Origin of the sequence: Pseudomonas fluorescens (assembly GCF_018614655.1) — a bacterium.
Taxonomy (GTDB): domain Bacteria; phylum Pseudomonadota; class Gammaproteobacteria; order Pseudomonadales; family Pseudomonadaceae; genus Aquipseudomonas; species Aquipseudomonas fluorescens_BX.
Genome location: NZ_JAGGOG010000004.1, coordinates 166,484 through 186,782 on the forward strand (window position 1 = coordinate 166,484; position 20,299 = coordinate 186,782).

General features: G+C 59.7%; 23 protein-coding genes. 12 read left to right on the forward strand and 11 right to left on the reverse strand.

The window, feature by feature from the left end:
- Positions 1-52 precede the first annotated feature (52 nt).
- The 4 genes from bufA2 to cfaB all read left to right on the forward strand — a co-directional run bounded on the left by bufA2 (position 53) and on the right by cfaB (position 3,257).
- Positions 53-304 (forward strand): BufA2 family periplasmic bufferin-type metallophore, encoded by a 252-nt coding sequence (gene bufA2 / locus J7E41_RS05640; protein ID WP_214990743.1) that lies wholly within the window; start codon positions 53-55, stop codon positions 302-304.
- 64 nt (positions 305-368) lie between these two features.
- The gene (gene bufB, locus J7E41_RS05645; protein WP_214990745.1) at positions 369-1,214 is read left to right on the forward strand and encodes an MNIO family bufferin maturase; all 846 of its coding nucleotides are present in this window, start codon (positions 369-371) and stop codon (positions 1,212-1,214) included.
- Positions 1,205-1,987 (forward strand): HvfC/BufC N-terminal domain-containing protein, encoded by a 783-nt coding sequence (locus J7E41_RS05650; protein WP_214990747.1) that lies wholly within the window; start codon positions 1,205-1,207, stop codon positions 1,985-1,987. The genes bufB and J7E41_RS05650 overlap by 10 nt, the downstream gene beginning before the upstream one ends.
- 85 nt (positions 1,988-2,072) lie before the next feature.
- Complete coding sequence (gene cfaB, locus J7E41_RS05655) at positions 2,073-3,257, forward strand: C17 cyclopropane fatty acid synthase CfaB (protein ID WP_214990749.1); 1,185 nt, start codon at positions 2,073-2,075, stop codon at positions 3,255-3,257.
- A gap of 143 nt (positions 3,258-3,400) precedes the next feature.
- Here the strand turns inward: cfaB and cls are convergent, their stop codons facing one another.
- The gene (gene cls, locus J7E41_RS05660; RefSeq protein ID WP_214991376.1) at positions 3,401-4,840 is read right to left on the reverse strand and encodes a cardiolipin synthase; all 1,440 of its coding nucleotides are present in this window, start codon (positions 4,838-4,840) and stop codon (positions 3,401-3,403) included.
- 130 nt (positions 4,841-4,970) lie between these two features.
- Between cls and J7E41_RS05665 the strand changes: the two genes are divergently transcribed.
- The gene (locus tag J7E41_RS05665) at positions 4,971-5,492 is read left to right on the forward strand and encodes a DUF3617 domain-containing protein (RefSeq protein WP_214990751.1); all 522 of its coding nucleotides are present in this window, start codon (positions 4,971-4,973) and stop codon (positions 5,490-5,492) included.
- On the opposite strand, the gene J7E41_RS05670 is transcribed toward J7E41_RS05665, so the two are convergent.
- The 7 genes from J7E41_RS05670 to folE2 are packed head-to-tail and all read right to left on the reverse strand — an operon-like array spanning position 5,489 to position 11,131.
- Positions 5,489-6,826 (reverse strand): dihydroorotase, encoded by a 1,338-nt coding sequence (locus J7E41_RS05670; RefSeq protein ID WP_214990753.1) that lies wholly within the window; start codon positions 6,824-6,826, stop codon positions 5,489-5,491. The genes J7E41_RS05665 and J7E41_RS05670 overlap by 4 nt on opposite strands.
- 2 nt (positions 6,827-6,828) lie before the next feature.
- The gene (locus J7E41_RS05675; RefSeq protein ID WP_214990755.1) at positions 6,829-7,389 is read right to left on the reverse strand and encodes a DapH/DapD/GlmU-related protein; all 561 of its coding nucleotides are present in this window, start codon (positions 7,387-7,389) and stop codon (positions 6,829-6,831) included.
- Positions 7,386-7,811 (reverse strand): phosphoribosyl-AMP cyclohydrolase, encoded by a 426-nt coding sequence (hisI, locus tag J7E41_RS05680; RefSeq protein WP_214990757.1) that lies wholly within the window; start codon positions 7,809-7,811, stop codon positions 7,386-7,388. The genes J7E41_RS05675 and hisI overlap by 4 nt, the downstream gene beginning before the upstream one ends.
- Positions 7,808-8,692, reverse strand: coding sequence for a metal ABC transporter substrate-binding protein (locus J7E41_RS05685; RefSeq protein ID WP_214990758.1), 885 nt, complete (start codon positions 8,690-8,692; stop codon positions 7,808-7,810). The genes hisI and J7E41_RS05685 overlap by 4 nt, the downstream gene beginning before the upstream one ends.
- Before the next feature lie 11 nt (positions 8,693-8,703).
- Complete coding sequence (locus J7E41_RS05690; RefSeq protein ID WP_214990760.1) at positions 8,704-9,570, reverse strand: metal ABC transporter permease; 867 nt, start codon at positions 9,568-9,570, stop codon at positions 8,704-8,706.
- On the reverse strand, positions 9,570-10,238 hold the full coding sequence (locus tag J7E41_RS05695; RefSeq protein WP_214990762.1) for a metal ABC transporter ATP-binding protein: 669 nt from the start codon (positions 10,236-10,238) through the stop codon (positions 9,570-9,572). Before J7E41_RS05695 ends, J7E41_RS05690 begins: the two co-directional genes overlap by 1 nt.
- Complete coding sequence (folE2, locus tag J7E41_RS05700; protein ID WP_214990764.1) at positions 10,235-11,131, reverse strand: GTP cyclohydrolase FolE2; 897 nt, start codon at positions 11,129-11,131, stop codon at positions 10,235-10,237. Before folE2 ends, J7E41_RS05695 begins: the two co-directional genes overlap by 4 nt.
- 129 nt (positions 11,132-11,260) lie before the next feature.
- Between folE2 and J7E41_RS05705 the strand changes: the two genes are divergently transcribed.
- On the forward strand, positions 11,261-12,475 hold the full coding sequence (locus tag J7E41_RS05705; protein WP_214990766.1) for an N-acetylmuramoyl-L-alanine amidase: 1,215 nt from the start codon (positions 11,261-11,263) through the stop codon (positions 12,473-12,475).
- Here J7E41_RS05705 and J7E41_RS05710 read toward each other — a convergent pair.
- Entirely contained in the window at positions 12,472-12,840 is a 369-nt protein-coding gene (locus J7E41_RS05710; protein WP_214990768.1) for a glutamine synthetase, read from the reverse strand. The two genes, J7E41_RS05705 and J7E41_RS05710, sit on opposite strands and share 4 nt — an antisense overlap.
- Before the next feature lie 125 nt (positions 12,841-12,965).
- On the opposite strand from J7E41_RS05710, the gene dksA reads away from it, so the two are divergent.
- From dksA to J7E41_RS05730, 4 genes are read left to right on the forward strand one after another with little or no spacing between them, the layout of a single operon-like run.
- The gene (gene dksA / locus J7E41_RS05715) at positions 12,966-13,370 is read left to right on the forward strand and encodes an RNA polymerase-binding protein DksA (RefSeq protein WP_214990770.1); all 405 of its coding nucleotides are present in this window, start codon (positions 12,966-12,968) and stop codon (positions 13,368-13,370) included.
- Between the two features lie 27 nt (positions 13,371-13,397).
- Positions 13,398-14,606: a zinc metallochaperone GTPase ZigA gene (zigA, locus tag J7E41_RS05720; protein ID WP_214990773.1), complete on the forward strand. Its 1,209-nt coding sequence runs from the start codon at positions 13,398-13,400 to the stop codon at positions 14,604-14,606.
- Positions 14,606-15,250 carry a DUF1826 domain-containing protein gene (locus tag J7E41_RS05725; protein ID WP_214990775.1) on the forward strand — a complete coding sequence of 215 codons (645 nt, stop codon included), beginning with the start codon at positions 14,606-14,608 and terminating at the stop codon, positions 15,248-15,250. Before zigA ends, J7E41_RS05725 begins: the two co-directional genes overlap by 1 nt.
- 45 nt (positions 15,251-15,295) lie before the next feature.
- The gene (locus J7E41_RS05730) at positions 15,296-16,258 is read left to right on the forward strand and encodes a CobW family GTP-binding protein (RefSeq protein WP_214990777.1); all 963 of its coding nucleotides are present in this window, start codon (positions 15,296-15,298) and stop codon (positions 16,256-16,258) included.
- Here J7E41_RS05730 and J7E41_RS05735 read toward each other — a convergent pair.
- Positions 16,252-16,644 carry a DUF3301 domain-containing protein gene (locus J7E41_RS05735; protein WP_214990779.1) on the reverse strand — a complete coding sequence of 131 codons (393 nt, stop codon included), beginning with the start codon at positions 16,642-16,644 and terminating at the stop codon, positions 16,252-16,254. The two genes, J7E41_RS05730 and J7E41_RS05735, sit on opposite strands and share 7 nt — an antisense overlap.
- Before the next feature lie 117 nt (positions 16,645-16,761).
- On the opposite strand from J7E41_RS05735, the gene pdxY reads away from it, so the two are divergent.
- Entirely contained in the window at positions 16,762-17,634 is an 873-nt protein-coding gene (pdxY, locus tag J7E41_RS05740) for a pyridoxal kinase PdxY (RefSeq protein ID WP_214990781.1), read from the forward strand.
- An 82-nt stretch (positions 17,635-17,716) separates the two neighbouring features.
- On the opposite strand, the gene J7E41_RS05745 is transcribed toward pdxY, so the two are convergent.
- Entirely contained in the window at positions 17,717-18,202 is a 486-nt protein-coding gene (locus tag J7E41_RS05745) for an acyl-CoA thioesterase (RefSeq protein ID WP_214990783.1), read from the reverse strand.
- Positions 18,203-18,467: 265 nt separating this feature from the next.
- Here J7E41_RS05745 and J7E41_RS05750 point away from each other — a divergent pair, with 265 nt between their 5' ends.
- Positions 18,468-20,225: a cation:proton antiporter gene (locus J7E41_RS05750; RefSeq protein ID WP_214990784.1), complete on the forward strand. Its 1,758-nt coding sequence runs from the start codon at positions 18,468-18,470 to the stop codon at positions 20,223-20,225.
- Positions 20,226-20,299: the final 74 nt, after the last annotated feature.

Here is a 20,299-nt window from a genome sequence, read left to right on the forward strand (position 1 = left end):
GACTGAACGATCCGTTTAGCCGACTCCATTACCGATCATGAGGAATACAACAATGAGCATTAAATCCGCTGTTGCTGGTGCTGCCTTCGCTATCGCTGCTGCTGGCATGTTTGCCGGTGTCGCTACCCAGGTGCAGGCTGCAGATGCCCAGGTTCATTGCTACGGCGTGACGTCCTGCAAAGGCATGAACGATTGCAAGACCGCCGAAAACGCCTGTAAAGGCCAGGGTGTTTGCAAGGGTCACGGCTTCAAGGCAATGACCAAGGCTGCTTGTGATGCGGCTGGCGGCAAAGTCGGCGAATAACCGGCAATAGAGTGCAACCGCAGCGGGCCCCCGCCGCTGCGGACACTTCTCCCAGGAGTTCGCGATGTCCACCTCCTTCCCGACTCTGGGCTACGGCCTGGGTTTACGCAGCGAGTACTACCAGCAGATTCTTGAACAATCCCCTGCCGTGGATTGGTTCGAGGTGATCTCCGAGAATTATCTGGTCCAGGGCGGTAAAGCCTTGTACTACCTGGACGCGATAGCCGAGCGTTATCCCCTGGTGATGCATGGGGTGTCCCTGTCCATCGGTGGGCCCCATGCCCTCGATATCGACTACCTGAAGCAAATCAAACAACTGGCCGAGCGGGTCCAACCGGCGTGGATTTCCGACCACCTGTGCTGGAGCCGTGGCAGCGCGCACCAGTTGCATGACCTGCTGCCACTGCCTTACACCGAAGAAAGTCTGTACCACGTCGCCAATCGTGTGCGGCAGGTGCAAGAGGTATTGCAGCGTCCGCTGGTGCTGGAAAACGTCTCCAGTTATGTGCGATCCAAGGCGGACGAATTCACTGAGTGGGAGTTCCTCAACGCCCTGACCCACCTCAGCGGTTGCCAGCTGTTGCTGGACGTCAATAACGTCTATGTCAGCTCCCGCAACCATGGCTTTGATGCCTGGACGTTTATCCGCAACCTGCCACCCGAGAGCATCCGCCAACTGCATTTGGCCGGGCACATGGATTATGGCGACTACGTGATCGATACCCATGATCACCCGGTGTGTGATCCGGTCTGGGCGCTGTATCAACAGACCCTGGAACACCTGGGCCCGGTCTCGACTTTGCTGGAACGTGACGACCACTTTCCACCCTTTGAAGAGTTGCTCGTCGAGTTGGCCAAGGCCCGGGAGCTGGGTGCGACGGCCTTGGGCAGGAGATCTCTATGCGCCTGACCGACTGGCAGTTGGCGTTTGAACAACATTTGTTATCAGAGACCGTCAACAGCAACTTCAGCGCGACGTTACTCGGCGGCCCGACGCTGGATGTCGACACGGGGCTGGCGATCTACCACAACGCCTACCATGCACGATTGCAGGACGTGTTGCGCGATGATTTCAGTGCCGTGTGGTTCTGGCTGGGGGACGAAGAGTTTGCGCTGTTGAGCACGGCCTATATTCGCCGCTATCCCTCGGCTCATTACAGCCTGCGCTGGTTCGGTGAGCGGTTTCCCGAGTTTATCTTCGAGCATCTGGTCGCCGAGCAAGGCGCGCCGTTGGCCGAGCTGGCACGTCTTGAATGGGCGTTTACCCTGGCCTTCGATGCACCACAGGGCGAGCCGCTGATGTTGCAGGACATGGCGCAGCTGCCTCCCGAGGACTGGCCTGGGTTGCAGGTGCAGTTGGCGCCTTCGGTGCAGCAGATGCTGTGTCATTTCAACAGTGTGGCGGTCTGGCGATCGAGCAAGAACCAGGCGGACTTTCCTGGCAGTGACGCGTTGACCGAGGCTCAGGTTTGCCTGATCTGGCGCCATCAGAATGTATGCCAGTACCGCACCCTGGAACCGGCTGAAGCCTGGGCTTTGATGGGCATGGTGACCACCGGATGGAGTTTTTCAGAACTGTGCGCCGAGTTGGCAGTCACTTATCAAGAGGGCGCGCCATTGCAAGCGGTTACCTGGTTGAAACAGTGGGTCCAGGACGGTTTGCTCCAACTGCGGGCACCATAGAAAAGGGCTATCAATTCGATAGCCTCCTACTTTTCTCTGGATGGTCTACCCTCTCTTCAGACGTCTGAAACAAGGGGGACTACTCATGCTCGCGCAACTTCCACCGGCCTTACAGAATCTTCAGCTTCCGCTGCGTCTGCGACTCTGGGACGGCCATGAATTCAACTTGGGCCCGGAGCCCAGCGTCACCATTGTGGTCAAGGACCCCATGATGGTCACGAAGCTGACTCATCCCACGCTCGACTCTCTGGGCGAAGCATTTATCGAGGGTAAATTGGAGCTGGAAGGCTCCATCGCCGAAGTGATCCGGGTATGTGACGAGTTGAGTCAGGCCCTGGTTGATGACGACGAGGGGAGTCGTCCGGTGCGCTCGATTCACGACAAGGCCACTGACGCAGCCGCTATTTCCTATCATTACGACCTGTCGAATGCGTTCTACCAGCTCTGGCTGGACCGCGACATGGCCTATTCCTGCGGGTATTTCGAGACCGGCAGCGAATCCCTCGATCAAGCCCAGCAAGATAAATTCCGTCACCTGTGCCGCAAATTGCGGCTGCAGCCGGGGGAGTATTTGCTGGACGTGGGTTGCGGTTGGGGAGGGCTGGCGCGGTACGCCGCGCGGGAGTTCGGGGTCAAGGTGTTTGGCATTACCTTGAGCAAGGAACAGTTGGAGCTGGCCAAGGAACGGGTGAAAGCCGAAGGACTGGAAGATCAAGTGGAACTGCAACTGCTTGATTACCGCGACCTGCCGCAAGACGGTCGTTTCGACAAGGTGGTCAGCGTGGGCATGTTCGAACACGTCGGTCACGCCAACCTGGCGCAATATTGCCAGACCTTGTTCGGTGCGGTGCGCGAGGGTGGCTTGGTGATGAACCATGGTATTACCGCCAAGCACACCGATGGCCGACCTGTGGGCCGTGGCGCCGGGGATTTTATTGAGCGCTATGTGTTCCCCAACGGCGAGTTGCCGCACTTATCGATGATGACTGCCGAAATCAGCGAGGTGGGGTTGGAAGTGGTCGACGTGGAAAGCCTGCGCCTGCACTACGCCCGCACCCTGGATCATTGGAGCGAGCGCCTGGAAGACAATCTGGAAGCGGCGGCGAAGATGGTGCCGGAGCAGGCGTTGCGGATCTGGCGGTTGTACCTGGCGGGCTGTGCGTATGCGTTTGCCCGGGGCTGGATCAACCTGCATCAGATTCTGGCGGTGAAACCTCATGCCGATGGTAGCCATGAGTTGCCGTGGACGCGGGATGATCTGTATCGCTGAATGGGAACACTGAAGGGCTAATGTGGGAATGGGCTTGTGTGGGAGCGGGCTTGCTCGCGAAGGCGGTGGGTCAGTCAGATATGTACCAACTGATCCACCGCCTTCGCGAGCAAGCCCGCTCCCACATGTGTTTCGGGGTGAGCCTACAAAATCGGTGAAATAAGCCGCGCGACCCGCATGCCCAGTTGTTGCAGGCGGTGGGTCTGGCGGTTTTCTTCCTGGCTGATTTCATGGGCCAGGGCGAAGTCGTCCATCAGCATTTTTTCCACTTCGCTGGCAAAGGCTTCATCCACTGTCAGCAACATCACTTCGAAGTTGAGCCGGAACGAGCGGTTGTCCAGGTTGGCACTGCCGATGGCGCTGATCTCGCTGTCCACCAACACCACTTTCTGATGCAGGAAGCCCGGCGTGTAGCGGAACACCCGCACTCCGGCGTGCACCGCTTCAATGGCGTACAGGCTGGACGCGGCGTAGACGACGCGGTGATCAGGTCGGGACGGCAGTAGCAAGCGCACATCCACTCCGCGTAATACCGCCAGCCTCAGCGCGGAAAATACCGCTTCATCGGGGATAAAGTACGGGCTGGTGATCCACACCCGCTCGGTGGCCGCATGAATCGCCTCGACGAAAAACAGCGAGCAGGTTTCATAGGGGTCGGCCGGGCCGCTGGCCAGCAATTGGCAGAGCACACCGTCATCCAGGTAGGTGTCGGGAAGGAGCAGCGGCGGCAGTTCCCGCGCCGCCCAGAACCAGTCTTCGGCAAACGACTCTTGCAGGCACGCCACGACCGGGCCGCTGACCTGTACGTGAGTATCACGCCAGGGCGCCAGGGGCGGACTCTTGCCCATGTATTCATCACCCACGTTGTGGCCGCCGACAAATCCGGTGATGCCATCGACCACGACGATCTTGCGGTGGTTACGGAAGTTGACCTGGAAGCGATTGAGCCAGCCGCTGCGGGTGGCGAACGCTTTTACCTGCACGTTCGCGTCTCGCAGCGACTGCACATAGCGATGGGGCAGGGAATGGCTGCCAATACGATCGTAGAGCACGTAAATGGCGACGCCTTCGGCGGCTTTTTCCTTGAGCAGGGTTTGCAGTTGGCGGCCGAGCTCATCGTCATGAATGATGAAAAACTGGATCAGCACCGCCGTTTTCGCCGAACGAATCGCCTCGAAAATCGCGCCGAAGGTGGCGTCACCATTGATCAGCAAGCGCACCTGATTGTTCGCCAGGCAAGGCATGCGGCCCAATTTGGGCATGGCTCGCAAGGAGGCATAGGCGCGGGAGTTACGGGCGGTCAGCGCTTCCTCGACCCAAGGCCGCCAGTTCAGCTCGGTGATTGCCTTGTGCATTTCCTGGTTGGCCTGACGGCGGGCCTGAATATAGGCGTCGAAGGTACTTCGGCCAAAGATCAGGTAGGGAATCAGTGTGAGGTAAGGAATGAACATCAAGGACAGGGCCCAGGCAATCGAGCCTTGGGCGGTCCTGACGGTCAACACCGCGTGGATGGCGGCGAGGGTGCCCAAAAAGTGCAACGTGGCAATAAAGTAGCCGAGCAGGTGCGGGCCAAAAAAATCCATGGAGAACATGACTCCTGACAATCCAATGCGTAACAGACCATGTTCGGCCATGAATGTCGCTATTTTATTTGCTGTGCAACACTGGCGGCTTTGCGGCGTCTAAAGCCGACAATTGTCCAGGAGTTACCCGATGAAGGCTCGTCTGCTTGGTTTGGCCATGGTTATTGGTTTATCGCTGCCGGTGGCGGCACAAGCGCAGATGCTGGCGCCGGGCTTGTGGGAATTGACCACCAGCAACATGAAAGTCGATAACCAGGCCCTGCCGGACCTGTCGCTGATTCTCGGTCAACTGAAGCAACAGATGACCCCGGAACAACGCGCGATGTTGGAGAAACAAGGCATCACCATGGCCGGCAAAGGTGTTCAGGTCTGCCTGACTCCCGCCCAGGTGGCGTCCGATTCGATCCCGCTGACCGACCCACAGTCGGGCTGCAAACAGGAAGTGACGGACAAGACCGGCAACCAGTGGAAATTCCGTTTCAGTTGCCCGAAAGCCCAGGGCACTGGCGTGGCGACATTCCAGAGTCAGAAAGCATTCACCACCACGGTTAACGGTACGTTCAATGCCACAGGCATTCAGCAAAACGGCAGCCTGGACACGAGTGCGCAATGGCTGGGCAGCAATTGCGGCACCGTCAAACCCCGCGCTTAACGCTGGAAATGCAGAGGTAAGCCCTGGCAACTGTCGTGCACCCGTGCGTCGTGCCAGGCCAGGTGGCCGGAAACCAGAGTGGTGCTGACGCTGTGGCGAAAGCTGCGCTCGGCGAAGGGCGTCCAACCGCAGCGAGCGAGGATCGGCTGGCTGCTGACAGGCTTGCCATGGGGTTCGGGTTTGATCAGCACCAGATCGGCCCAGTAGCCTTCGCGCAGGTAGCCGCGATCGGGAATGGCAAACAGGTCGGCGACGCGATGGCTGGTTTTCGCCACCAGCGTGGTCAATGGCAGCAAGCCGTCGGCTACCAGTTCCAGCAGCGCTGGCAGGGCGTGCTGCACCAGCGGCAAGCCTGATGGCGCCTCGCGGTACGGCCGCTGTTTTTGCGCCCAGGTGTGCGGCGCGTGATCGCTACCAATCACATCCAGACGATCACTCAACAAGGCCAGGCGCAGCGCATTGCGATCAGCGCGGGTCTTGATCGCCGGGTTGCATTTGATCTGGTGGCCGAGGCGCGTGTAGTCGCGGTCATCGAACAGCAAATGGTGCAAGCAGACTTCGGCGGTGATGCGTTTTTCCGCCAGGGGTTTGTCCTCGAACAGCGCCAACTCCCGAGCGCTGGTGATGTGCAATACGTGCAAGCGCGTGCCGTGTCGACGGGCCAGCTCCACGGCGAGGGACGAGGAGCGATAGCACGCTTCGGCATCGCGAATCAGTGGGTGTGCCACCGCAGGAATATTGTCGCCGAACCGATCCCTTAGACGTTGTTCATTGGCCAGGATGCTCGGCGTGTGTTCGCAGTGCGCCAAGAGAATGGTCGGCACCTCGGCGAACAGCCGCTCCAGAATCCGCGGATCATCCACCAGCATATTGCCGGTAGAGGCGCCCATGAACACTTTGACCCCGGCCACTTCGCGCGGATCGAGGGCGGCGACAGTGTCCAGGTTGTCCTTGCTCACACCAAAGTGAAAACCATAATTGGCCACCGAATGCAGGGCGGCGCGGTGTTTTTTATCGGCCAGGGCTTGCAGCGTCAAGGTCGCCGGTTGGGTGTTGGGCATGTCCATGAAACTGGTGATGCCGCCCGCCACGGCGGCACGGGATTCGCTGTAGAAACTGCCCTTGTCCGGCGCGCCGGGCTCACGGAAATGCACTTGGTCGTCGATCATCCCCGGCAGCAGCCATTGGCCTTGGGCGTCGATTTCCACGGGTGCGTTTTCGCCATCGATGCTGCTGGCGATCTTTTCGATGCGGCCGTTGGCGACGAGTAGGTCTGCGTCGAATTCCTGGCCTTCATTCACCAGGCGGGCGTTGCGGATCAGCAGGCGGCTCATGGTCAGAACTCGTTTTGCAGGGCTTTGTAACCGCGCACCAAGTCGACGTTGGTGCGTGCCACGTCCTCGGAAAACTCCGAGGCGCTGACGCTTACCGGTGGGAACTGCGACAGGTCGGTGTTGGGGCCGATGCGGGTGGTGGAGGGCACGTAGAAGGCCGGTGGCAAGTCGCGCCCGTCCACCACCGAGTTGTGGCGCACCACGCAGCCATCGCCAACTGCACAGTTGAACAGCACGCTGTTGAAACCGATAAACACCCGGTCACCGACGGTGCAGGGGCCGTGGACGATAGAGCGGTGGGCGATGGAGGTGAATTCACCAATGGTGACGGCGGCGCCGGACTTGGAATGGATCACCACGCCGTCCTGGATATTGGAATTGGCGCCGATGGTGATCGGGTCCATGTCGCCGGTTGCATCGACTTCGTCGGCGCGGATCACGGCGTAGGGACCGACGAAGACGTTTTCGCCGATGATGACCTTGCCGCAGATAATAGCGGTCTTATCGACGTAGGCTGATTCGGCAATGACGGGCAGGTCGCCGGAAGGGTTCTTGCGGATCATGCGGCAGGTTCCTTGAGGGGCGCGGTGATGATGTGCACTTCGCTACCAACGATGGCGTTGTAGAAACAGGAGGGGCGGCCGGTATGACAGGCCGGGCCTTGCTGGTTGACGATCAGCAGTACCGCATCGCCGTCGCAGTCCAGGCGTGCCTCCACCAGTTGCTGGCGGTGACCGGAGGTTTCGCCCTTGCGCCACAGTTGCTGGCGCGAGCGCGACCAGTAGCAGACTTGCCCGGTGGCCAGTGTCTCGTTGAGGGCCTGGCGGTTCATCCAGGCCAGCATCAATACTTCGCCGCTGCCGTGTTGCTGGGCGATGGCGGCAATCAGGCCATCGCTGTTCCACGGCAAGGCATCGAGCACCGGATCAAGTGGAAAGCGGCTGCCCAAGGCAGCCTCTTCCAGATCGCGCAGGCTCAGGGTCATGGCGTGCTCAGGGCGGCGTACAAGGTGTTGAGGTTGTATTCGAACAGCCCGGTAAAGGTGCTGGCCGGACCATCCGCCGCCAATGCATCGGAGTACAGCGTGCCGCCGATATGGGCACCGCTTTCGTCCGCGATCTGCTTGAGCAGGCGCGAATCCTTGATGTTTTCCATGAATACGGCTTTGACGTGGTCGTTGCGAATCTGAGTGATCAGCCCTGCGACTTCGGCAGCCGACGGCTCACGTTCGGTGGACAGGCCTTGGGGAGCCAGGAAGTCGATGCCATAGGCTTGGCCCAGGTAACCGAAGGCGTCATGAGAGGTCACGATGCGGCGGTTGCCTGGAGGTAGCGAACCCAACTTGGTCTTGGCTTCAGCCAGCAGACGGTAGATGTCTTTCAGGTACACCTGGCTGTTGTGCTGGTAGTCGGTCTTGTTGGCCGGGTCGGCCGCGATCAGCGCCTTGGTGATGTTGCTCACATAAATTTCGGCGTTGGCCAGATTGTGCCAGGCGTGAGGGTCGGGGATGGTGTCGCCGTCTTCCTCCATGGTGCGAGCGATCACGCCTTTGCTGGCGGCGACCACGGTGGCCTTGGTCTCGGTGCTGGTGATCAGACGATCCAGCCACGGTTCGAAACCGAGACCGTTTTTGATGATCACCCGGGCCTTGAGCAGGGCCTTGGCGTCATCGGGTGTTGGTTCATAGGTGTGGGCGTCTGCGTCGGGGCCGACCATATTGCTGATCTGGATATGATCGCCACCGATCTGGTGGGTCATGTCGTTGAGGATGCTGAAGCTGGTAACCACCTGAAGCTTGTCGGCCGCCTGGGCGGTCGCGAACGACAGCGGCAGCAAGACACTGAACAGCACGAGTAGAGCGCGCATCGGGAAACACCTCATTGGGATGTAAGCAAAGGCGGGCGGCGCAGCAAGCCATGCACCGGACCGAAGACCACGGACAGCAGGTACAAGCCGCCAGCCACCAGCACAATCGCCGGGCCGCTGGGCAGCGAGTAGTAGAACGACAGCAACAAACCAATCCACACCGACAGGCATCCCAGCACCGCCGATACCGCGATCAATACCGGCAGGCGCCGGCTCCAGAAGCGTGAAGCAATGGCTGGCAACATCATCAAACCGACCACCATCAAAGCGCCGATAGCCTGGAAACCGATCACCAGGTTCAGCACCACCAGGGTCAGGAACACGCCATGGGACAGTGGGCCGAGACGGCTGACGGTTTGCAGGAACAGTGGGTCGAGGGTGTCCAGCAACAGTGGTTTGTAGATCAGCGCCATGGCGATCAGGCTGAAGCCGGACACCCAGAGCATGCCAGTGAGGGTCGGGCCATCTACCGCCAGGGCCGAGCCGAACAGCAGGTGCAGCAGGTCGAGGCGTTTACCGGCGATGCCGAGGATCAGTACGCCGCTGGCCAGGGAGATTGGGTAGATGGCGGCGAGGCTGGCGTCTTCCTTCAGTCCTGTTCGACGGGTTATCCACGCCGCGAGGCCGGCCATGCTCAGGCCGGCACCCAGGCCACCGATGGTCAGCGCCGGCAGGCTCAGGCCGGCGAACCAGAAGCCCAGCGCCGCGCCGGGCAGGATGCCGTGTGCCACGGCGTCACCGATCAGGCTCATGCGGCGCAGGATCAGAAACACACCGAGCGGTGCCGTGCTGCAGGCCAGGACCAAGCCGCCAAGCAAGGCACGGCGCATGAACACAAAGTCGTGGAAGGGCAGCCACAGGTGGGCGGTGAAGTGCATCACGCCACCTGCGTTTGCGGTTGCTGGAGGATCAGTTCTTTACTGGGCGCCAGCGCGCAGCCGCTGCTTTTGATCAGCAGTGCCTGAGGGATATGTTGGCGCACGGCGGCCAGGTCATGGCACACCACGAGCAATGTGCGGCCCTCGGCATGCCAGGCGTGGATGTGTTTCCACAGCAGGATTTGACCTTGCTCGTCGAGGGCGGCGTGGGGTTCGTCGAGCAGCAGCACTGGCGCCTCGGCCAGACTCATGCGGGCGAGCAGGGCGCGTTGCAGTTCGCCGCCGGAAAGGGCCATCAACGGGCGGTGCTCCAGGCCGCTCAGGCACCAGTCTTCCAGCACGGCTTGCAGGCGTTGGCTGCGTTGTTGCGGTGTTTGTTTGCTGCCCCAGAAACCTGCGGCCACGAGTTCTTGCAGGCTGATGGGGAACTGGCGGTCCAGGTGTTGTTGCTGGGGCAGGAACGACAGGCTGCCGCGTCGTGGAACATCCAGGATGACTTTTCCTGCGAGAGGCTTTTGCAAGCCGGCGATGACTTTCAGCAGGCTGCTTTTGCCAGATCCGTTGGCGCCGATCACGCCAGTGAGGCTGCCTTGGGCCAGCGCGAAATCCACGGCAGGTGTCAGCGGTTGACCGGGAGCGCCCCAGCGCAGAGCTTTGCAGGTGATCATTTGGAGGGCCTTGTCCAGCGGCTTTCAGCCACGGCATCGTGCGCGTGCAGGCTTTCGGCGTGGATCACTTTCAGGTGGAAGGCTTTGACTGCATCCGAGCGTTTCAAGGCGAGGTTAAGGCGTCGGGCGGCGTCTTCGCAGAACATCAGGTTCTGGCCGTTGGCCAGAGCGAAGGCTTGTTCATCTGCACGTTTCACGGCGGTTTGCACCGCGGTGCCGAGGGCCGCTTCGGCGTTGTTGATCAGATCGGTCAGCGGCAGCGCCTGCTGGTTGTCTTGCAAATGGATCTGTAACTGCGCGCTGCTACGCTGGCTATGGGGCGTGGCGACGATACCCTTTGCGCTGCCGAGCCAGGTCAGGACGTGTTCATGCTGCAACGGCGTGTTGGCGAAATCCTCGATAAATTGCTGCTGAATCAACTGCCTGGCCAAGGCGGCGGAGCAGGGACAAGTTGAGGAGTAGGTAACGTCAATTTTTAGTTCCACGTGGAACATCTGGTTTTCCAGGCGTGCTTCGATACTCACCGGGTAGGTCTTCCAGCCGGCCAATGGGCTGACCAGGGCGGCCCGTTTGAGCAGCAAGTTCGCGTGAATTCGCAGGTAGGCGTTGTGGGATAAACCTTCATGGCTGTCGAGGAAGCGCTGTAGCACTTGGCGCAACAGGGCAGGTGTCAGGCTTTTTTGTTCAAGCATTTCCAGCGCCAGGTACAGCCGCGACATGTGAATACCGCGTGCTTCGCCGTCATCCAGGCTGACACCTGCATCGGCCTTGGCACTCAGGTGCTGGCCGTCAATCAGGATGGGAAGGGCAATGCCGCACATGCCCACCCATTCGAGCGGCAAGGCTTGGCGTGAAGCCTGCGCGGCGATATCCGGCAGAGTCAGCGCATTCATGGGCAGGTCCATCGTTTGAAATAAAAAGACATGTTATATTATAACGATTGAGTCGACGATTGTTTTTCTGCTCCAGTCTTTTATTCAGTCATGTCGAGTACGGACGCTCCTCCATTCGCGGTATATGTCATGCATAGACGTCAACTCCTCAACCTGCTGCTGGCCAGTGCAGTGTTCACCTTGCCCTTCGGCGTTTCGGCCACGCAGATTCGCAATGCCCGCCTTTGGCGATCGGATGACAAGTTGCGGTTGGTGTTCGATCTCAGCGGGCCGGTGCAGTACAAGACTTTTTCCCTGACCGCGCCGGAGCGGTTGATCATCGACCTCTCCGGCTCGAAGCTGAGTGGTGATTTCAGCCAGCTCGCCCTAGCCAACAGCGGTATTACCTCGATTCGCTCCGGGCATTTCGGCAAGGGTGATACACGGATCGTCCTGGATCTCGCCGCACCGATGCAACTCAACAGCTTTCTGTTGCCACCACAGGATGGTCAAGGTCATCGACTGGTGCTGGATTTGACCAACGTCACGAAGGCGCCCCTACAGATCGCCGCCGCTGTGGCGCCGTTGGCGGTGGTACCGGCGGACAAGGTTCACCCCAAGCGCGACATCATCGTGGTGGTCGATCCCGGCCACGGTGGCAAGGACCCAGGCGCTATTGGCTCCAAGGGCGAACGGGAAAAAGATGTGGTGTTGTCGATCGCCCAATTGCTGGCCAAACGCTTGAAGCGCGAGAAGGGCTTTGACGTGAAACTGGTGCGCAACGACGATTTCTTCGTGCCGCTGCGCAAGCGTGTGGACATTGCCCGCAAGCACAAGGCCGACATGTTCATCTCGGTACACGCCGATGCGGCGCCGCGGCTCACCGCCTCTGGTGCATCGGTTTACGCGTTGTCTGAAGGTGGCGCGACCTCCGCCACCGCACGTTTCATGGCACAACGGGAAAACGGTGCCGATCTGTTGGGGGCGACCAGCTTGCTCAATCTCAAAGACAAGGACCCGATGTTGGCCGGGGTGATTCTCGACATGTCGATGAACGCCACCATCGCCGCCAGCTTGCAATTGGGCAGTACGGTGCTCGGCAGTTTGGCGGGTATCACCACACTGCATCAGAAGCGCGTGGAACAAGCAGGGTTCGCGGTGCTCAAGTCACCGGACGTGCCGTCGATTCTTGTGGAAACCGGTTTTATTTCCAACGCCCGTGACAGTCAACGGTTGGTCACAGCGCGCCATCAACAAGCAGTGGCAGATGGTTTGTTTGAAGGTTTACAGCGTTACTTCCAGAAGAACCCGCCGGTGAACAGCTACATGGCCTGGGCTCAGGAACAGAAGAAAGGTCAGGTTTAACAGCCGGTAATACGACTGCAGGTAAATTTGGCGCTGGACCCTCCGGAACTGGAAAACCGGTTGATGGTGGTCCAGCCCACACGCCGCGTATAGCCGACCCATGCTTCGCCATCAGACGCCAACCCGGTAAAGAACGTCAGTTGCCCATAACGGCTATTGGTCTGCGCCCAATAGCGTTTGCCGATCACCTCGAAACCCCGCAAATACGTGGTGCTGCCGGCAGTGGCGACGCTATAGGCATTGCCTTGGGCATCCACGCACGACAGTAGGTTGGCGCTGCGAGTGCAGTTGGGCAGCAGGTTCGGCGCCTGGGCGCTTGCGTGGGTTGCAGCTACCAGCAACAGGCCGCACAGCAGGTATTTCATAAGCTTTCTCGGGGGGGTGATGAGCTCAAGCATTGCGCCCTTCGTCGCGGTGAGCAAGCGAGGATTGGCTTATTTGTATTGTTATACTATAACATCAAAGAAAGCCTGATCCGTGAACCCCGCCCATGACTGAACAAGACCTCCTCGCCCAATCGTCCAACGATTACATGAACGAAGCCCAGCAAGGTTTCTTCCGCGAGCTGTTGCTGGCCCAGCGCGATGATCTGCAAGCGCGCATCGATGCCGAATTCATGGTGCTGCGCGAGCAAGAACCCAACAGCGATCCTGCTGATGTCGGCAGCGCCGAAGAACAGCGTCAGTGGCAATTACGCCTGCTTGAGCGCGAGAAAAAGCTTCTGGACAAGATCGACGACGCCTTGGAATACCTGGCCCGCGGCGAGTATGGCTGGTGCCGTGAAACCGGCGAGCCCATTGGCCTGCAGCGCCTGTTGCTACGGCCTACGGCCACCCTGTGTATCGAAGCCAAAGAACGTGAAGAGCTGCGCGAACGCCATCGACGGGCGATTTGACCGGCCAACCCTGATGAGGATTACCTGATGCCCAATCGTCTCCCCGTTACTGTGCTGTCCGGCTTTCTCGGCGCCGGTAAAAGTACGCTGCTCAATTATGTCCTGCGCAACCGCGAAAACCTGCGGGTAGCGGTGATCGTCAATGATATGAGCGAAATCAACATTGATGGCAGCGAGGTTCAGCGCGACGTCACCCTCAACCGTTCCGAAGAAAAGCTGGTGGAGATGAGCAACGGCTGCATCTGCTGCACCTTGCGCGAAGACTTGCTCGAAGAAGTCGGAAAGCTCGCCAAGGAAGGTCGGTTCGATTACCTGCTGATCGAGTCCACCGGTATTTCCGAGCCACTGCCGGTGGCCGAAACCTTCACTTTTCGCGATGAAAACGACCAGAGCCTGGCGGACATCGCGCGCCTCGACACCATGGTCACCGTGGTTGATGGCATGAATTTCCTGCTCGACTATCAGGCTGCGGAAAGCCTGGCATCGCGCGGCGAAACCCTCGGTGAAGAGGACGAACGCTCCATCACCGACCTATTGATCGAGCAGATCGAATTCGCCGACGTGATCCTCATCAGCAAGATCGATCTGATCAGCAGCGCTGAGCGTCAGGAGTTGATGGCAATCCTCGAACGCCTCAATTCCCAGGCAGAAATCATCCCCATGGTCATGGGTGAAGTGCCGCTGGCCAAGATCATCAATACTGGCCGCTTCGACTTCGAACGCGCAGCCCAGGCACCGGGTTGGCTGCAGGAGTTGCGTGGCGAGCATGTGCCGGAAACCGAAGAATACGGTATCGCTTCTACCGCTTATCGCGCGCGCCGTCCGTTCCATCCCCAGCGCTTCTTCGACTTCATCGATCGGCCATGGGTCAACGGTAAATTGCTGCGCTCCAAAGGGTTTTTCTGGCTGGCCAGCAAGCACCAGGACGCTGGCAGTTGGTCACAGGCCGGCGGCTTGATGCGCCATGGCTTTGCCGGACGCTGGTGGCGTTTTGTGCCGAAGAGCCAGTGGCCGCAGGACGAAGAAAACGTCGCGGCGATCATGGGCAACTGGCAACCCAGCACCGGCGATTGCCGCCAGGAGCTGGTGTTTATCGGGCAGAACATCGACTTCGCCAGACTCACCGCCGAGCTCGATGATTGCCTGCTGACCGACGACGAAATGGCCGTGGGTGTCGAGGGTTGGCGCTTGTTGGCAGACCCCTTTGGCCCCTGGTTTGAGGAGGCAGCGGCCTGATGCTGGCACCGACTCTGAAACTGCGTCCGGTGATCCGCCAGACCCGCGGTGAAACTCCGGTGGTACTCGCCGATATCCTGAAAGACGGCGTGAACCTGGTTTTGTGGCAGCGCCAGCTGCCCCTGCACATTGCTGAGTTTGGTGAGCTGCTGATTTCGTTGAACGAGCCTTTGGCCGAGTCGCTGGTCATTGAGTTGAGCGGTGAGGATGCAGAGCCGAATTTACAGGGGCTGGCCTCCAGTTGCAGTGATCTTGAAGGCTACGAAGGGTTTATCGCTGATGTGTCGTGGCTGGTCAGTGCTTTCGCCTGCTTGCTCGGCGCCAAGCGCATTGGCGTGCGCCTGCGCCTGTTGGATAAGGCCATGTGCCCGCGTTTCCATGTGGATCATGTGCCGGTGCGGTTGATCACCACCTATGCGGGTATCGGTAGCCAATGGTTGCGCGAAGGTCTGATGGATCGTCGATACCTGAGCCAGGCCAACGCAGAACCCGAAGAGGGCGTCGAGCAAATCCATTGTGGTGAAGTGGCGCTGCTTAAGGGTGAAAAATGGCACGGCAATGAAGGCCTCGGCCTGATCCACCGGTCGCCGCAGCTGAACGCCAACGAGCGGCGGTTAATTCTGACGCTGGATTGGCTGGCATAACCGGGTAGGATCAAATCTCTCTACACGGCCTGAATGATTCCCTCCATGCTGCAGAACATACCCACCCATGTGATTGCTGGCCCCTTGGGCGCCGGCAAGACCAGCCTGATCAAACACCTGCTGGCCCAGCGCCCCGCCAACGAGCGGTGGGCGGTGTTGATCAACGAGTTCGGGCAGATTGGCCTGGACGCCGCACTGCTGGCGCGTGATGACGACGGCATCGCCTTGGGCGAAGTGGCGGGTGGCTGCCTGTGCTGTGTCAACGGTGCGCCGTTCCAGGTAGGACTGGGCCGTTTGTTGCGTAAGGCCAAGCCAGATCGGTTGTTTATCGAGCCCTCCGGACTGGGCCATCCGGCTCAGTTGCTCAAGCAATTGCGTGAAGCACCTTGGCAAGGGGTTCTGGCTGTTCAACCTTGTGTGCTGGTACTGGACGCCCAGGCGCTGGCGGCAGGTAAGCCACTGCCTGATGCGCAACGGGAAGCGCTGGCCAGTGCAGGGTTGCTGGTGTTGAACAAGGACGAGTCCCTGGATGACACGCAACGCCTGACGATTGAAGAGCAACTGCCGGCCTGTCCGACTTATTGGACGCGTCATGCACATCTCCCCTTGGGGCAGTTACCGGGGGTGGCCGCTCAGGCGGGCGGGGTTGCGGACAAGTTCGAGGTGCCCAAAGGCTTGGCGCAGATACCGGCGATCTGGAGTGACCCGACGTTGCCGATTTGTTTGAGTCAGGCGCAGGAGGGGGGCTGGAGTATTGGCTGGCGCTGGCACCCGAGTCAGCAATTCGATCCGCAACGCCTGCAACACTGGCTGCAATCCCTGAGCTGGCGGCGGGCCAAGCTGGTTATCCACAGCCCGCAAGGCTGGCGCTCGGCTAACGCTGTGGATAACACCACCTTCACTTGGCAACCCAGTGAGTGGCGTCGGGATTCACGCATTGAACTGATCTTCAGTGATGCTCAGGGCGTCGCCGAATTGCAGCGTGCCTTGGCTGATTGCCGTCAGTGACGACTTTTGCCGTGCTCCTGACGCCATTGGCTTAGCTCAATCACCTCGGCGCTGGGCTGCGGCGTCTTGATCTCGAACGGGTAGGGCGCCAGTTCGATTTGCGCGCTGTGGGCGCCAAACTGAGTGATAGTCCCTGGATGGCGCGCTTCGCCGGTCACGGTAAACTCGAAGTTATAAATCCGTGCCAACCGCTTGCGACCGCTGGCATCCTTCACAAAACCGATGCGTTTGAGTGCCACAGCACCGTCCAGCAGCTCGATGTCGAGCTTGGCGCAATGCTGCTTGACCCGTTCCAGCGCCCGCTCCCGCAAGCCATGGTTGTGCCACAGCCAAGCGGCGCCGGTCGCCAATAGCATCAGCACGAAGATATTTCCCAGGGTCAGCATTCGATGAACTCCAACAAAGTGCGACCAGCTTAACTGTGTCTTCGGTCTGTCGTACAGGCTGCGTTTAGTCGCATACTGCGCGGCCAGAATTTCAACGGCTTTACGGACATTTCCCGCATGAAACGTACTCCTCATCTGCTTGCGATCCAGTCCCATGTGGTCTTTGGCCACGCTGGAAACAGCGCCGCCGTGTTCCCCATGCAGCGGGTCGGGGTGAATGTCTGGCCGCTCAACACGGTGCAGTTCTCTAACCACACTCAGTATGGTCAGTGGGCGGGAGAAGTGTTGGCGCCGCAGCAAATTCCTGCGCTGGTGGAAGGCATCGCGGCCATTGGCGAGTTGGGCAACTGTGATGCGGTACTGTCGGGCTACCTGGGCAGCGCGGCTCAGGGCCGGGCAATCCTGAGCGGTGTGGCGCGAATCAAGGCGATCAACCCCAAGGCCTTGTACCTGTGCGACCCGGTGATGGGCCATGCGGAAAAAGGCTGCATTGTGCCCCAGGAAGTCAGTGATTTTCTGCTGGAAGAAGCGGCTGCCATGGCGGACTTCCTGTGCCCCAACCAGCTGGAGTTGGACAGCTTTGCCGGGCGCAAGCCGCAGTCACTGTTCGATTGCCTGGGCATGGCTCGCGCATTGCTGGCCCGTGGGCCGAAGGCGGTGCTGGTCAAACACTTGGATTACCCCGGCAAACTGCCGGACGGCTTCGAGATGCTGCTGGTAACCGCTGAAGGCAACTGGCACCTGCGCCGACCACTGCTGGCTTTCCCTCGCCAGCCAGTGGGCGTGGGTGACCTGACTTCAGGTCTGTTCCTGGCGCGGGTACTGTTGGGCGACAGCCTGTTGGCAGCATTCGAGTTCACCGCTGCGGCAGTGCATGAAGTGCTGCTGGAGACTCAGGCCTGTGCCAGCTACGAGTTGGAACTGGTGCGCGCTCAGGACCGGATCGCGCACCCGCGAGTCCGGTTCGAAGCAACGCCGATCGGCCTGTAGAAACGCAAGTCGAATGTGGGAGCGAGCAAGTCGAATCGTCGCACCGCCGCTCCCACATTTTAATTGGGTTCACAACTTGGAATCAGGGCGCGTCCGCTTTGATTTCCCGATACCGCGCCTCCAATTCCTGGCGAATTTGCCGGCGCTGCTGAGCCTGGACAAACCGGCGCTTGTCCTCACTGTTCTGCGGTTGCAACGGCGGGACGACAGCCGGTTTGCGCTGGTCGTCCACCGCCACCATGGTGAAGAAGCAGCTGTTGGTGTGGCGCACGGAGCGCTCGCGAATGTTCTCGGTGACCACCTTGATCCCCACTTCCATCGAGGTGTTGCCGGTGTAGTTGACCGAGGCCAGGAAGGTCACCAGCTCACCGACATGGATCGGCTCGCGAAAAATCACCTGGTCCACCGACAGGGTTACCACATAGCGCCCGGCGTAACGGCTGGCGCAGGCGTAGGCAACTTCGTCGAGGTACTTGAGCAGGGTGCCGCCGTGGACATTGCCTGAGAAGTTGGCCATGTCAGGGGTCATCAGTACCGTCATCGACAGCTGGGCGTTTCCGGGTTCCATAGCACACTCACGGTTGTAGGCATCGGTTGGGGTGGCACCTCTGCGGGTGCTGAAATCTTTGCAGAGCCATTCCTAACGGGACGCCGTCATGTGGCTTGCCGTCACGCCTGGAGCGATCTGTTTCCATATATTGCACCGGCTTTCTGCCGGAAGTCGTGGTGTTACCCTTCAAAAGCCTATTTCAAGGGTATTTCTTACGATCAAGGCAGACTTTTCCTTCAGCTTATTTCGATAAAGCGCCAGTACCCTCAAGGAGCCCCTCGCCATGCACGCCATCAGCTTTATCCAGGACCTGGCAGTGATCATGTTAGTGGCAGGGGTGGTCACCATTCTGTTTCACCGCCTCAAGCAGCCAGTGGTCCTGGGGTATATCGTCGCCGGCTTCATCATCGGCCCTCATACTCCGCCGTTCGGCCTGATCCACGACGAAGACACCATCAAGACCCTGGCCGAACTGGGGGTGATCTTCCTGATGTTCTGCCTGGGCCTGGAGTTCAGCCTGCGCAAATTGTTCAAGGTTGGCGCCACCGCTTTTATCGCCGCCTTTCTGGAAATCATCCTGATGATCTGGATCGGCTACGAAATCGGCCGCTGGTTCGACTGGAACACCATGGACTCACTGTTCCTGGGCGCGATCCTGGCGATCTCCTCGACCACCATCATCGTCAAGGCGCTCAATGACCTGAAGATGAAGAACCAGCGCTTTGCCCAGTTGATCTTCGGCGTGCTGATCGTCGAAGACATCCTCGGCATCGGCATCATCGCCTTGTTGTCGAGTATCGCCGTCAGCGGTACGGTCAGCTCCGGCGAGGTGTTCTCTACCGTCGGCAAGCTCTCGTTGTTCATGATCGTCGCGTTGGTCATCGGCATTTTGCTGGTGCCACGGCTGTTGGAATACGTCGCTAAGTTTGAAAGCAACGAGATGCTGTTGATTACGGTGTTGGGCCTGTGTTTCGGCTTCTGCCTGCTGGTGGTGAAGCTGGAATACAGCATGGTGCTGGGGGCGTTCCTGATCGGTGCGATCATGGCAGAGTCCCGGCAACTGCTGAAGATTGAACGCTTGATCGAGCCTGTTCGCGACATGTTCAGCGCGATCTTCTTCGTTGCCATCGGCTTGATGATCGACCCGCAGATCCTGCTGCAATACGCCTGGCCGATCGCGGTGATTACCGTGGCCGTGGTGCTGGGCAAGATGTTGTCCTGCGGCCTGGGGGCGTTTATCGCGGGTAACGATGGCCGTACGTCGTTGCGGGTGGGGATGGGGCTTTCACAGATTGGCGAATTTTCGTTCATCATCGCCGCGCTCGGGATGACGTTGCAGGTGACCAGCGACTTCCTGTATCCGGTGGCGGTGGCTGTATCGGCCATTACCACACTGCTCACGCCTTACCTGATTCGTGGCGCCGACCCGCTGTCGTTGAAGATTGCGGCGGTGATGCCCAAACGTATGAGCCGGGTATTCGGCATGTATGGCGAGTGGCTGCGCAGCATCCAGCCTCAAGGCGAGGGCGCGATGCTGGCGTCGATGATCCGCAAGATCATTCTGCAGGTCGGGGTGAATCTGGCGCTGGTGATCGCGATCTTCTTTGCCGGCAGCTTCTTCGCGGGGCGTATTGGCGGTTATCTGGAGGGTTGGATCAGCGATCCGAGCTGGCAAAAGGCATTGATCTGGGGCGGGGCGCTGTTGTTGTCGCTGCCGTTTTTGATTGCGGCGTACCGCAAGCTCAAGGCGCTGTCGATGTTGCTGGCAGAGATGAGCGTCAAGCCGGAAATGGCCGGGCGCCATACCCAGCGCGTGCGTCGGGTGATCGCCGAAGTGATCCCGCTGCTCTCGTTGCTGGTGATCTTCCTGCTATTGGCAGCCTTGTCGGCCAGCATTTTGCCAACCAACAAGTTGCTCGTGCTGATCGCCGTAGTGACGGCCGCGGTGGCCGCCGTGCTCTGGCGCTGGTTCATCCGCGTGCATACGCGGATGCAGGTGGCCTTGCTGGAAACCCTGGATAACCATAAAGACACCTTGTAGGAGCGAGCGTGCTCGCGAAAAACGTCAACGATGACGCTGCCCTCCTGAGAGAACGCAGCGCTCTCAGGTTTTTC